Origin of the sequence: Microvirga lotononidis (assembly GCF_034627025.1) — a bacterium.
In the GTDB taxonomy this organism is placed as follows: Bacteria; Pseudomonadota; Alphaproteobacteria; order Rhizobiales; family Beijerinckiaceae; genus Microvirga; species Microvirga lotononidis.
Genome location: NZ_CP141048.1, coordinates 4,037,171 through 4,050,045 on the forward strand (window position 1 = coordinate 4,037,171; position 12,875 = coordinate 4,050,045).

Annotated in this window: 14 protein-coding genes; 10 read left to right on the forward strand and 4 right to left on the reverse strand. The window is 62.2% G+C overall.

The features are described 5' to 3' along the window. Nucleotides 1-41: 41 nt before the first annotated feature. A complete protein-coding gene (locus tag U0023_RS19105) occupies nt 42-1,565 on the reverse strand; it encodes a D-alanyl-D-alanine carboxypeptidase (protein WP_009492661.1) in 1,524 nt (507 codons plus the stop codon). Between the two features lie 254 nt (nt 1,566-1,819). Between U0023_RS19105 and U0023_RS19110 the strand changes: the two genes are divergently transcribed. The 4 genes from U0023_RS19110 to U0023_RS19125 all read left to right on the forward strand — a co-directional run bounded on the left by U0023_RS19110 (nt 1,820) and on the right by U0023_RS19125 (nt 5,568). Next, a complete protein-coding gene (locus tag U0023_RS19110; protein WP_009492663.1) occupies nt 1,820-2,161 on the forward strand; it encodes a phasin family protein in 342 nt (113 codons plus the stop codon). 270 nt (nt 2,162-2,431) lie between these two features. Continuing rightward, nucleotides 2,432-2,824: an ATP-dependent Clp protease adapter ClpS gene (gene clpS / locus U0023_RS19115; RefSeq protein ID WP_009492665.1), complete on the forward strand. Its 393-nt coding sequence runs from the start codon at nt 2,432-2,434 to the stop codon at nt 2,822-2,824. 30 nt (nt 2,825-2,854) lie between these two features. Beyond that, entirely contained in the window at nt 2,855-5,320 is a 2,466-nt protein-coding gene (gene clpA, locus U0023_RS19120) for an ATP-dependent Clp protease ATP-binding subunit ClpA (RefSeq protein ID WP_009492667.1), read from the forward strand. Further along, the gene (locus U0023_RS19125; protein ID WP_009492669.1) at nt 5,317-5,568 is read left to right on the forward strand and encodes a hypothetical protein; all 252 of its coding nucleotides are present in this window, start codon (nt 5,317-5,319) and stop codon (nt 5,566-5,568) included. The genes clpA and U0023_RS19125 overlap by 4 nt, the downstream gene beginning before the upstream one ends. 56 nt (nt 5,569-5,624) lie before the next feature. Here the strand turns inward: U0023_RS19125 and U0023_RS19130 are convergent, their stop codons facing one another. Together U0023_RS19130 and U0023_RS19135 are read right to left on the reverse strand one after the other, a co-directional pair. After that, on the reverse strand, nt 5,625-5,900 hold the full coding sequence (locus U0023_RS19130) for a hypothetical protein (protein ID WP_009492671.1): 276 nt from the start codon (nt 5,898-5,900) through the stop codon (nt 5,625-5,627). 176 nt (nt 5,901-6,076) lie between these two features. After that, on the reverse strand, nt 6,077-6,487 hold the full coding sequence (locus tag U0023_RS19135) for a BA14K family protein (RefSeq protein ID WP_009492675.1): 411 nt from the start codon (nt 6,485-6,487) through the stop codon (nt 6,077-6,079). A 416-nt stretch (nt 6,488-6,903) separates the two neighbouring features. On the opposite strand from U0023_RS19135, the gene U0023_RS19140 reads away from it, so the two are divergent. The 5 genes from U0023_RS19140 (at nt 6,904) to U0023_RS19160 (ending at nt 11,454) form a co-directional block, all read left to right on the forward strand. Continuing rightward, nucleotides 6,904-7,416, forward strand: coding sequence for a hypothetical protein (locus U0023_RS19140; RefSeq protein WP_009492677.1), 513 nt, complete (start codon nt 6,904-6,906; stop codon nt 7,414-7,416). Further along, on the forward strand, nt 7,413-9,557 hold the full coding sequence (locus U0023_RS19145) for a sensor histidine kinase (RefSeq protein ID WP_009492679.1): 2,145 nt from the start codon (nt 7,413-7,415) through the stop codon (nt 9,555-9,557). Before U0023_RS19140 ends, U0023_RS19145 begins: the two co-directional genes overlap by 4 nt. 13 nt (nt 9,558-9,570) lie before the next feature. Further along, entirely contained in the window at nt 9,571-10,614 is a 1,044-nt protein-coding gene (locus tag U0023_RS19150; RefSeq protein ID WP_009492681.1) for a response regulator, read from the forward strand. Nucleotides 10,615-10,798: 184 nt separating this feature from the next. Then, nucleotides 10,799-11,161: a hypothetical protein gene (locus U0023_RS19155; RefSeq protein WP_009492683.1), complete on the forward strand. Its 363-nt coding sequence runs from the start codon at nt 10,799-10,801 to the stop codon at nt 11,159-11,161. 101 nt (nt 11,162-11,262) lie between these two features. Then, a complete protein-coding gene (locus U0023_RS19160; RefSeq protein ID WP_009492685.1) occupies nt 11,263-11,454 on the forward strand; it encodes a hypothetical protein in 192 nt (63 codons plus the stop codon). Here the strand turns inward: U0023_RS19160 and U0023_RS19165 are convergent. Next, nucleotides 11,451-11,660, reverse strand: coding sequence for a DUF2842 domain-containing protein (locus tag U0023_RS19165; protein WP_009492687.1), 210 nt, complete (start codon nt 11,658-11,660; stop codon nt 11,451-11,453). The two genes, U0023_RS19160 and U0023_RS19165, sit on opposite strands and share 4 nt — an antisense overlap. A gap of 125 nt (nt 11,661-11,785) precedes the next feature. On the opposite strand from U0023_RS19165, the gene U0023_RS19170 reads away from it, so the two are divergent. Beyond that, a complete protein-coding gene (locus U0023_RS19170; protein WP_407667360.1) occupies nt 11,786-12,862 on the forward strand; it encodes a COX15/CtaA family protein in 1,077 nt (358 codons plus the stop codon). The last annotated feature ends 13 nt before the right edge of the window (nt 12,863-12,875 follow it).

Here is a 12,875-nt window from a genome sequence, read left to right on the forward strand (position 1 = left end):
CGGCACAAACACACGCGCCGTCACTGCGTTCTCTCATCATGTCAGCCGCGTGCGGCGAAGCAGTTCACGCCGCTCTTCTTGAGCTGCTTGCAGGCGTTCGCGGCATCGTTGGATTCGGAGAACCCGGAGAAGCGCGCCCGGTAGAGCGTGGAGCCGTCGACGGTCACCTTCTCCGTGAACGGCGAGGCCTTGGCCAGGACCTTGCCGAACCGGCCCCGGGCCGTGTCGAGCATGGCTTTCGCCTTCGCTTCGTCATCCGTCGCACCAAGCTGGATCACCCAACCGGTCACGGTCTTCTTCGGCTCGGCCGCCTCGGCCTTGGGAGCTTCGGCCTTGGTCTCGATCTTGGCTTGCAGGGCAGCCTTCTGGGAGGCGGGGATCTGGGCTGGCGCGGGCAGGGCGGCATAGGCCTGTGCGTTCAGGGGGAGCGGCTCCGGCCCTTTCTGCCAGCGCACCGACGAGGGGGTGGTCGTCGAGCTGGCGCCGGCCGCGGAGGCGACGACGGGGCGCAGGGTGTTCAGATCGAGAGGCTTGCGCTCGGGAGCCGTCGGGGGAGTCGAAGCCTGAACGATCGGAGCCTGCGGGGTGGCGGAAGCCACTTTCACGGGAGCCGCCGTCGGCGCGAGCTCGACCGGGCGCGGAGCCGGGGCCTCGGCCACCATGGCGGGCTGGCTCTCGACCACGGACGGGGCCGTCCGTGCGCCGGCATAGGCGCGGGGCAGGTGGCTCTGGATGAGGCTGGCCATCTTCAGATCGCGGGAAGCGCCGGAGCGGCCGCCGAGCACCACGGCCACGAGGCTGCGATTGTCCGTGTTGACCGAGGTCAGCAGATTGAAGCCGGACAGGCGCGTATAGCCGGTCTTGATGCCGTCCACGCCCTCGACCTTGCCGAGCAGCCGGTTATGGCCGCGGATCGTGCGCTTTCCATACTGGAAGGATTGCGTCTGGAAATAGGCGAAGTACCTCGGAAAGCGCTCCTGGATCGCGCGGCCGAGGATGGAAAGGTCGCGGGCCGTGGTGATGTTCGGCGGCTCATGCGGTAGGCCATGCGGGTTGTAGAACGCCGTCGAACTCATGCCGAGCTCCTTCGCCTTGCGGGTCATCATCCGGGCGAAAGCATCCTCGGACCCGGCAATGTTCTCGGCGACGACTACCGAGACGTCGTTGGCCGACAGGGTCACCATGGCCTTGATGGCATCGTCGACCTCAATCGTCGATCCCGGGCGCAGGCCGAGCTTGGTCGGAGGCTGGCTAGCCGCGTAGGCCGAAACCGAAAGCGGGGTGTCCCCACGCATCCGCCCGCGCTCGAGCTGCTCGAACAGGAGATAAAGGCTCATGACCTTCGTGAGCGAGGCCGGGATCCGGGGCTCGTCGACGTTCTCACCCTGGAGGATTTTGCCGGTCTTGGCGTCGACCACGATGGAGGCGGAGAGGGGGCTGTAGCCGCCGCTGGAAGGCCTGGCCTTGCGTGCCGCCTCCGCCGGGGATGCGACAGTCACTGCAACCGACGCTACGATGCCAATGAGAGCCCATGTCTTTCGGTGTCCCATCCAAACCGAATTCATGCTGCAAAAATCCCTGTTTCGCTTGGTTTTTAGGCCCCTGCGCCCGGTTCTCTCGAGGGAACCGTTGCCGGCACAACACATCCTCCGACCGTAAGAGGTTGCGGTTACGGGGCGGTTAACGGGGGGGAATCAATCGGTGAAAATATTGTGCATTGCACAATAGAACTTGACAAAATTTGTGCACTGCACATATTGGTGTCGTCAGCTATCCAGCGGGCCCACCGTCATTTAACGCCTTATTGCCGAGGTTCACAATGCTTCAGCCGTTTACCCAGATTCAGAAGTTCGGCCAGGACAACCTGGATGCCACCGTGAAGGCGCTCGGCGCCTTCTCCAGCAACAGCCAGGTCATCGCGTCCGAGACGGCGGATTTCGCCCGCAAGTCCTTCGAGCAGACCTCCTCGACGGTCGAGAAGCTGCTCGGCGTCCAGACCCTCGACAAGGCGGTCGAGATCCAGACGGCCTTCGTGAAGGGCGCCTACGACAGCCTCGTCAGCCAGGCGACCAAGATGGGCGCGCTCTACTCGAACCTCGCCACCGAGACGTTGAAGCCCTACGAAGGGCTCCTCTCCAAGGCGACGGCTGCACGCGCCTAAGACGCGCCAGAGCCACTCGCATGAAACGCCCGGGCCTGTCCCGGGCGTTTTGCGTTGGGGCTGCCATGCATTCAAGGCCTGTCGGCGCTTCGGCTCCGCTCGCGCAGGAGTGACCAACATGTCGCTCTTTTAATCAGGACTGCGACCACCCATCTGGTTGATCTGGCGAACCGAATGGAGCGACTATACATTTGGCTTGAGGCCAATGGCGCGACGGGGGTCGGGCCGGAAGCCCAGGGCCAGAATAGAAGAAGGGGCGGTCGTCCGAATATGCTGCGGGTAGCTCAAGGTACTTTGACCCTGTCGGAGCCATGTCCGATTTCCGCTGCCGGCGGGTCACAGCCTCCTGGAGGCGATGATGGCGGCCGCTCGAACACGGCCATCATCACGAAAACCAAGCCCCGTACGAAACGGCCGAACCTTTACCGCGTTCTTCTCTTGAACGATGATTACACCCCGATGGAGTTCGTGGTGCACGTGCTGGAGCGGTTCTTCAACAAGAACCGCGAGGATGCGACCCGGATCATGTTGCACGTCCACCAGAATGGCGTTGGGGAGTGTGGAGTTTTTACGTACGAAATTGCCGAGACGAAGGTGACCCAGGTGATGGATTTCGCCCGGAAACATCAGCATCCTCTGCAATGCGTCATGGAAAAGAATTAGCCGAGCCCCGTCTCATAAAAGGACAAGCCGTTGCCGAGCTTTTCTCGCAGTCTTGAACAAGCCTTACACCGCGCTCTCGCTCTCGCAGGCGAGCGCCGCCATGAATACGCGACCCTCGAACATCTTCTCCTGGCCCTGATCGACGACCAGGATGCGGCCGCCGTCATGCGCGCATGCAATGTCGATCTCGAAATTCTCCGTCGCAATCTGGTCGATTACGTCGACAGCGAGCTTGCCAATCTCGTGGCTGACGGACGGCAGGATTCCAAGCCTACGGCCGGTTTCCAGCGTGTCATCCAGCGGGCGGTGATCCATGTCCAGTCTTCCGGTCGCGACGAGGTGACCGGGGCGAACGTGCTCGTGGCGATCTTCGCTGAGCGCGAGAGCCATGCCGCCTACTTCCTGCAGGAGCAGGACATGACCCGTTACGACGCGGTCAACTACATCAGCCACGGCATCGCCAAGCGTCCGGGCCTCACCGAGAGCCGCTCCCCGCGCGGCTCCGAGGAGGAATCCTCCAGCGAGCGTCCGACGCAGGAAGAGGGCGACGCACGTCAGAAGAAAAAGGGCGATGCCCTCGAAGCTTACTGCGTCAACCTCAACAAGAAGGCGAAGGAAGGCCGGATCGATCCGCTGATCGGCCGCGAGTCTGAAGTGCAGCGCACCATCCAGGTCCTGTGCCGCCGCCAGAAGAACAACCCGCTGCTCGTGGGCGAGCCCGGCGTCGGGAAAACCGCCATCGCCGAGGGTTTGGCCCGCAAGATCGTCCAGGGCGAGGTGCCGGAGGTCCTGAAGGGCGCCACCGTCTTTTCCCTCGACATGGGCACGCTCCTGGCCGGTACCCGCTACCGCGGCGACTTCGAAGAGCGCCTGAAGCAGGTCATGAAGGAGATCGAGGCGCATCCGAACGCCATTATGTTCATCGATGAGATTCATACGGTGATCGGCGCCGGCGCCACCTCCGGCGGAGCCATGGATGCCTCGAACCTGCTGAAGCCGGCCCTGGCTCAGGGCAGCCTCCGCTGCATCGGCTCGACCACCTACAAGGAATACCGCCAGTATTTCGAGAAGGACCGGGCCCTCGTGCGTCGCTTCCAGAAGATCGACGTGAACGAGCCGTCGGTGCCGGACGCCATTGAGATCGTGAAGGGCCTGAAGCCCTATTTCGAGGACTTCCACAAGCTGAAATACACCAACGACGCCGTGAAGGCGGCGGTGGAGCTGTCCGCGCGCTACATCAACGACCGCAAACTGCCGGACAAGGCGATCGACGTGATCGACGAGACCGGTGCGTCGCAGATGCTCCTTCCCGAAGGCCGTCGCAAGAAGACCATCGGCATCAAGGAGATCGAGGCGACCATCGCCACCATGGCGCGGATTCCGCCCAAGACCGTCTCCAAGGACGATGCCGAGGTGCTCGCGCACCTGCAGGATACCCTGAAGCGGGTGGTCTACGGTCAGGACAAGGCCATCGAGGCGCTGTCCTCGGCGATCAAGCTGGCGCGCGCCGGCCTGCGCGACGCGGAAAAACCCATCGGTTCCTACCTGTTCGCCGGCCCGACCGGCGTCGGCAAGACCGAGGTCGCCAAGCAGCTGGCCGCGTCGCTGGGCGTGGAGCTCCTGCGCTTCGACATGTCGGAATACATGGAGCGGCATACGGTGAGCCGGCTGATCGGCGCACCTCCCGGCTATGTGGGCTTCGACCAGGGCGGTCTGCTGACCGACGGTGTCGACCAGCATCCGCATTGCGTGCTCCTGCTCGACGAGATCGAGAAGGCCCATCCGGATCTGTTCAACATCCTGCTCCAGGTCATGGATCATGGAAAACTGACGGATCATAACGGCAAGCAGGTCGACTTCCGCAACGTGATCATCATCATGACCACGAATGCGGGTGCCGCCGACATGGCTCGCCCGGCTTACGGTTTCACCCGCACCAAGCGTGAAGGTGACGATACCGAAGCGATCAACAAGCTGTTCACGCCCGAGTTCCGCAACCGGCTCGACGCGGTCATCTCCTTCGCCCACCTTCCCAAGGAAGTGGTCCAGAAGGTGGTCGAGAAGTTCGTCATGCAGCTCGACGCGCAGCTTGCCGACCGCAACGTCTCGATCGAACTCACCGACGAGGCGCGCGACTGGCTGGTCGAGCATGGCTATGACGAAGCGATGGGCGCCCGTCCGATGGGCCGTCTGATCCAGTCGACCATCAAGACGCCGCTGGCCGATGAGGTTCTCTTCGGCCGCCTGAAGAACGGCGGCGCGGTCAAGGTCGTGGTCAAAACGGATGAGATCGGCCTGGAAAGCCTCGGCTTCGAATATGTCGAAGGACCGGTGAAGCCGAAGCCGGAGAAGGACGTGACCAACGCCGCGAAGAAGAAGCCCAAGGCGAAGGCGGCCTCCTCGAAGACGAAAAAGTCCGTGAAACCGAAGGGATCCGATGGTAATGGGGGCGGTGGTGTCCGCACCGTTCCGAAGGTTCCGTTGGTTAGAGCATGACGACTGAGATACACGAGGGAGCCCTCGAGGCGTCCCGAACCCTGGACGCTCCGGCGAAGCTGTCGTGGCGCGAGAAGCGCTACCTCCGGCGTCGCCGGCGCGTCTGGTTCGAGGAAATCCTGGGCTGGATCCTCGTGCCGGTCATCATCTTCGGCTGTTATTGGCTTCTGACCATCCTCCTGAACGCAGTCGGCACCTCGCCGGCTGCGATCATGGAAGGGATCGACGCGATCATCTCCAGCCTCTGAGGCTGACACTCTCCGGTTTCTCGGGCGGCTCCTCGGAGCGCCTCAAGGATCTCTGCTCAATCGTCATTGGCCGAGTTCAGCTGATCGGGCTTCAGGCCTTCGTCCACCTCGGTGTCGTGCGCCCTCACGAGCCATTCGAGCTGGTCCTGGACGAAATCAGGGTCGCTGTGAAAGCGCATGGCGCAGGCGACCAGGAAAATCGCAATCTCAGGCAGGTCTTCGTCACCGAGATCCGGGAGGATCAGCTCGAGTTCCGTCATGTTGCCCGAAGTGAGAATGGCCGCTTCGGTCGGGGGAATGACGGTGCCGCTGTTGTCGGAATCGTGAGCCATTGAGCTGATCCTATGCCTTTCCGAAAATATTTAGGGGGAGGAGGGACATGCCTCCCAGTTTTAAGGCGAAGGCCGACGAGGTAAAGACGCCGCCCGCCTTGAGAACGCCCCAGAAAACGAAAGCCCCGCCCCATGATCTGAGGCAGGGCCCGAATATTTCGTGGTGAGAGCCGAGCTTACGGATAGGTGCAGACGTACCGCATGCCGTTCGTCGCCAGGAAGGTTCCGGTTCCCGGATCGTAGGACCGGTACTTGCGCGCGCAGTAGGCTGCCATCTGAGGATCGACCGTGCCGGGAGGTGCGGGCGGAGCGGCCTGGGCCTGGTTAGCGATCGCGCCAGCGATCAGAGCACCGGCCGCGAGGCCTGCGACGCCCGCCGCGACCGCGGCGCCATTGCCGCCACGGCGATAGTAATAGCGATCATGGTAATAGGGGCGATAGCCGCGACGGTAGTATTGGGCGTAGCTCTCGTTCGGGTAAGCCTGGTCGATCCGGGGCAGGGTGCGGGCCTGCATGGGGCTGGCACTGGCGGGCAGCGCCGACAGGAGCACTGCGGCACCGACCAGAGCCGTTACGAATCTGCGCATATCAAACTCCTCGTTTTACGACAGCTTTGGCAGAGGACCTGCCCGTAATCGGCGCGGAATATAGCTCCAGCGGTCAAGCTCGCACAATCCCGATCTTCGTCAGAGTTTTGTGATTGTCCGGGCCGTTCGATTTTGTAGATGCCGTTCAGGAACGTGCGGCAGGCTGTCGGGCGAATACGAAGATCTATACTTCCCTTAATGTTTCGAGTGGCTGGATCCTATAGTTCAGTTATAAATCTGCTCTAGGATCGGAACCCGCGACGTGCGGGTGAATATTGGCCAGGATTTGCGGATTTATTTCCCGATGTGCCTCAAGGGGAGAGGGTTGCTCTTTCTCGATGGCGGGACTGGATTTTTCGCAGCGGATCGCCAATGATAGAGGTGTTCTATTATAATCTCTCTCGGATTGGGCCGTCATGCTCCGTCTCACGCTCCTTACGGCAGTGATTGCCTTAGTCGGTAGCCTGGCGCAGGCTCATGCTGCTGAGCCGCTGCCTCCGGCCAAAGGGGAAGTTCTGCTGAAGGTCACCGGGGAGCTGGAAGTCACGAACGCTCCGGGCCGCGCCGAATTCGACCGGGCCATGCTGGAGGCGCTCGGCCGGAAGAGCCTCACCGCGACCTTCGTCATCAGCGGCAAGACCCATCGCTTCGAAGGCGTTCCCCTTCGGGCCGTCCTCGAGCGGGTGGGCGGGAAAGGAGCCAGGATCCGGGCATCGGCCTGGAACGATTACGAGGTCGATATCCCCTGGGACGATCTCAAATACGATCCGCTGATTGCCATGTCGGCGGACGGTCAGGTGTTGACGCTCCGCGACAAGGGCCCCCTGTGGATCGTCTACCCTCGGGACGACTACAGCGCGCTGCGCGACGATCTCCACGATTCACGTTGGGTGTGGCAACTCAACCGGCTGCATATCGCACGACCATGAAACTCAACCTTAGCAACTATAGGGCTGCTCTGGTCACGCTCGCGGCGATTGCGGTGCTGGCGCTCTCTCTCACGTTCACGGTCTGGCGCCTGCTCAACGTCGAGGAGGATCTTCGGAGGGAGGAAACCCACGCCAACCTTTGGCAGATCTCCCAAACCCAGTTCGAGGCGTCGATTCTGGCCGAGAGCCTAGCCCGAGCGGCCGCGGGAGAAGTCTTCGCCGATCACGAACAAACGCCCGAGTTCCGCTTGGCGATTCTGATCAGCCGGATGGCGATCCTTCTCGATGGGCTGCAGGGCCAGGTGATCGAGAGGGTCGGGGCGCTCGGGAGCCTCAAGGAGTCTTATCTGCAGCTGACCTACGCGGAGCCGCTCCTGAAGGATCGCGTCGATCCGCGGGCGGCGGAACTGCTGAGGGTGCAGGTCCGGGATCTCGCCTACCAGCTGAGAGACATCGCCAACAGGGTCATGCTGCTGAACCGTGGCGAGATGTCGGAAAAGCGCTCGATGTATTTGCGTTACGTCTTCGAGAGCTTCGCCTTCATCGTTGGCATCGCGATGAGCACGGCTTTCCTTCTGGTTCGGCTGTTCAAAGGGATGCAGGAGGCAAGTCAGGCTCGCCAGCTCCTCAGGCAGGAGCAGGAGCTTTCGGATCTCGTCATCAACAACATCAGCAATCAAGGCATCGTCATGTTCGATGCTGAACTTCGGTGCCTGCTCTGGAACCCGGGCATGGAGGATCTGCTGAACATCAAGCCGGATCACGCCGTGGGGCGGCACATGTCGGACATCGATCCGATTTTCGCGCGGGAGGGCGTGATCGGCTCTCTCATCCGCGCAACGGAGGGAACGAGCTCGATCTTCGAGAACGAGATATCCTCATCCGACGGGCAGGAGCAATGTCTGGAGATCAACTGCCTTCCTGTCTCCATGGCCGAGCGCAAGCTCGGCATCGCCTTCATGCGCGACGTGACGGAGCAATGGCTCGCCCGCAAGCAGGCGGAGCGTCAGAACTTCGATCTCGAAATCAAGGTGCTTCAGCGGACGGCCGCCTTGCGCCAAGCCGAGCGCCGCCTGATCGCAGCGATCAAGTCGGCATCGGAAGGGTTTGCTGCCTTCGATTGGACGGGAAAACTCCTTTTCGCCAACGAGCAGATCTGGGCAGCTGCGCCCGTGTCCTTGTGGTGCAGTGAAGAAATGGGGCTCACCAGCTTCCTGCGATGCTTCGCCATGTGCGAAGGCGCCGACATGCGTCTCGTGAACGCGGAGCCGCCATTCGAGGAAATCGAGCTGGATCTCATGCTCAAGAAGGACACTTGGGCTCGGCTCTCCCTCACGAAAGCCGATGGCGCGACGATCTTCGTTCGCCTGACGGACATCTCCGGCTACAAGCAGATCGCGAGGGCGCTGGAATCGGCCCTCAACCGCGAGCGCGAGACCACGAACGCTTATCGAAGCTTCGTGTCCATGGTCTCGCATCAGTTCAGAACGCCCCTCGCCATCCTGGATTCCAGTGCCCAGCGCATCCTGCGGCGTGGCGCCGAGCTGACACAGGACGAGTTGGTCACGCGCGTCCAGAAGATTCGTAACGCCGGCACCCGCTTGACGCGTCTCGTCGAAAGCGTGCTGAACGCCGCCAAACTCGATGCCGGCACGATCGAGGTCAACCCGGCTTCCTACAATCTGGTCGATCTCGTCGTCGACATCTGCGACCGGCAGCGCGAGGTCAGTGCGCAGGCCGATATCCGTTTCGACGTCCCTGATCTGCCCGTTACGGTCTATTGCGACGGCATGCTCATCGAGCAGGTTGTCGTCAATCTCCTGTCGAACGCCATCAAGTATTCAGGCGATACGCCGGTCGTCGAGATCAAGATCTGGATGGAGGGATCGCGCGCCTTCTGCTCGGTCCGGGACTGGGGGATCGGTATTCCGCCGGATGAATTGCCGAAGATCTTCGATCGTTTCTATCGCGCCCGGACGGCATCGGGGATCGCCGGGACGGGAATTGGATTGAATTTCGCCCAACGGATCATGCACTTGCATGGGGGAGAGATTCACGTGGAAAGCTATGAGGCGGCCGGATCGTTGTTTTCCTTCGATTTGCCCATAGCCAATGCCGAACAAGCGCAACAGGCTGCATGAGTGACCGACTCCGATGAAAACTCAAAAAACAATCCTTTGTGTTGAAGACGAAGACGACCTGAGGGGCGATATCGCCGAGGAGCTGGAGGCTGCCCATTACCGGGTTCTCCAGGCGGCCAACGGCGGCGAGGCGCTCAGCCTTCTCGAAAAGCACCGGCCGGACCTCGTTCTCTGTGACATCACCATGCCGGGCCTCGGGGGATACGACGTGCTCAAGGCTTTGCGTGAGCAAGGCACGATGTCCGATGTTCCGTTCATCTTCCTGACGGCGCTTGCGGAGCGGAATGATGTCCTCACAGGCAAGCAGGCAGGGGCGGACGATTACCTCGTCAAGCCGATCGATTATGAGATCCTGCTGGCGACCATCGCCGCGCGTCTCGATCAGGTCGTGCGTGTTCAGACGAGTGCCGTTCATAGAGCCGAGGAATCCTGGCAGGAGATCCTGAAATCCTCCAAGGGTCGTACGGTCGATGCGCTCTACAAGGCGACCTTCGCCTTCGATCGCTTTCTCGTCGGAGTGGTGATCGTCGACGAAACCGGCGCCATCCGCGTGATGAACAAGGAAGCGCAACGCATCCTGGCCGAGGATGACGGCCTCGTCGCCGCGCAGGGGATCCTGAAAGGGTCTCCCGCCAAGCAGAACAGCAAGCTCTATGCGGCGATTGGAAAGGCTTTCGAGGAAGAGACCCTGGACGAGATCGTCTCGTTTCCCCGCAATTCCGGCGGGCGGCCTTATCTGGTCCTGATCCAAGGGCAGCGCTTTTCCGAAGAGGAGCGGCCCGAAGCGGTGGTTCTGCTCGTCATCGACACGGAGCAGCGGGCCAAGGTCTCTGGCGACACGCTCGTACGGCTCTACGGCCTGACCCCCTCGGAGACCCGCGTGGCCCTCATGCTGATCGACGGCAAGCGTCTCGACCAGATTGCCGAAGAGCTGGAGGTCGCCCAGACCACGGTCGTCTTCCATCTGAAGAACCTGTTCCGGAAGACCGACACCAACCGACAGGCGGACCTCGTCCGCGTGCTTCTGTCGGTGCCGTTGCGCAGTGCCGGTTCCTGACCGGCACTGCGCAAAACGTTAAAGGGCGGGCGGAGAGATTAAGCCTCTGCTCACCATCTCGGCTGAAATGCTCCAAGCCCAAGCTTTGCCACAATCTGTTCAGCTTTCAGAGAGGTTTGGGACAGTATATCTCGTGACATGAAGAGGGGGGCACGTAGCCTTTCTCCCGTCGTAGGTGATGATCATGAAGATCTTCCGACTTCTTTCCGGTAGCGCTGCGGCCCTGGCGCTGGTCGCCGGACTTGCTGCCGCTCAACCGGCCGCAGCGCGTGATCGCCTGTCTCCCGGCGCTGCCGTGGCTCTGGGAGCCCTGGGAGGTCTTGCCGTGGGCGCCGTCGTTGGTTCGGCCGTTGCGCAGCCTCAGCCTCCGGTCGTCTACCGGGCTCCGCCGCCGCCCCCGCCGCCGGTCTACGTGGAGGAAGCGGCTCCGGTCTATTACGAGCGGCCCGTTCGTGAGGTCTATGTGGAACGCTGCACGACCGAGCGTTACCGCGAGTGGGTTCCCGGCTGGGGCTGGGAGCACCGGACGCGCCGGATCTGCAACTAATTGCCCGAAAGGCCCGCTTCCTGCGGGCCTTTTCTTTGTCCGTCAGGCAACCGGGAATCCGCCGCCGCGTTGATCGCATGAAGCCTCATGCGAGCCTAGCCATGACCGACACACCGAAAGATCAGGCCTCCGAGCAGCCGAAGCTCAATCCCGGTGATCAGGCCGAGCCGGGAACTCCTGGTGCAGGAGAGAATATCTGCCCTGAATGCAAGGGCAGTGGTCGCATCGGCGCCGTCCCATGTCCGATCTGCGGCGGCACGGGGACGATCATCGAGGGAATTGGTGGCGGCTAGGACTTGTCCGGCTTCGCCATCCAGCGGACCAAGGGCATGAGCGGAACGATCCAGATCAGGCCCAGCACGATATAGGCCACGGTCTGGAGGAGCTTGGGCGCCTGGGTGATCCGGCCCTCCGCGATCGCCATCGCGAAAAGCGCATAGAAAATGATGAAGGCCAGCATCACCACTGTGCCGATCAGCTTGCGCAGGCGAATGCCCATGGCCGAAATCCTCAAATCATCGACGTCGCGTCGTAACGGTGCGTCACCGGCATGAATTGCCTCTCGAAGGCATAGCCTCTATGTGACGTCCGTACCCTGGGTTCAAGCCCTAATCGACGATGAGAGTGAGCATGGCTGTCGCAGCCTCCACCGAGGGCGTGCCGTTGGCGCGCATGCCTCGTAGCCGATCCCTGTCCTCCGTTCGCATCTGGCTCTACAGCCTCGCCGCCCTGGTGGTCCTGATGATCGCGGTGGGTGGTGCCACGCGCCTGACCGGCTCCGGCCTTTCGATCACCGAATGGAAGCCCGTCACGGGCGCAATTCCGCCGCTGACCGAGCAGGCTTGGCTGGCCGAGTTCGAGAAGTATCGGCAGATCTCCCAATACGAACTCGTCAACAAGGGCATGACCCTGTCGGAGTTCAAGTTCATCTATGCCTGGGAATGGGGACACCGGCAGCTCGGCCGTTTGATAGGACTGGTGTTCTTTCTCCCGCTCATCTGGTTCTGGGCGCGCGGAACGATCAAGGGCCGACCCGCTCTGAGCCTTCTTGGAATCGGGGCACTGGGCGGGCTTCAGGGTGCCATCGGCTGGATCATGGTGGCGTCAGGCCTCGAGCCGGGCATGACCGCCGTCGCGCCGATCAAGCTTGCCCTGCATCTGACGGTCGCCAGCATCATCCTGGTCTGTCTCGTCTGGGTGGCTTCAGGGCTGAAGGACCGTTCCGGCTCCGCCGGACTGGAGGTGCAAACGGGCCATGCTCCCCGCATCCTCGTCGGGTTGATCCTGTTCCAGATCGCCCTCGGTGGCCTCGTGGCCGGATCGAAAGCCGGGCTTACCTACAACACATGGCCCCTGATGGACGGGGTCCTGGTCCCGCCGGCCTCGGCCCTGTTCGTGGTCAAGCCCTGGATCGAGAACTTCGTCGACAACGTGCTGCTCGTTCAGTTCAACCACCGCCTCGTGGCCTATGCCATCGTGGCCTTCGCCCTATGGCACGCCTGGACCATTCGCCGCCGGGCTCCGGCCTCGAGAACCGCCGGTCGGGCGTCGGGAATGGCCTTCCTGGCGCTGGCGCAGATGGGCCTCGGGATCGTGACGCTTCTGCTCGCCGTGCCGCTCTGGGCCGGCTTGGCGCATCAGGTCTTCGCCATGGCGGTTCTTGCGATGGCTGTCGTCCACGCCAGGGTGAGCAGGGCCTGACATGAAGAAAGGG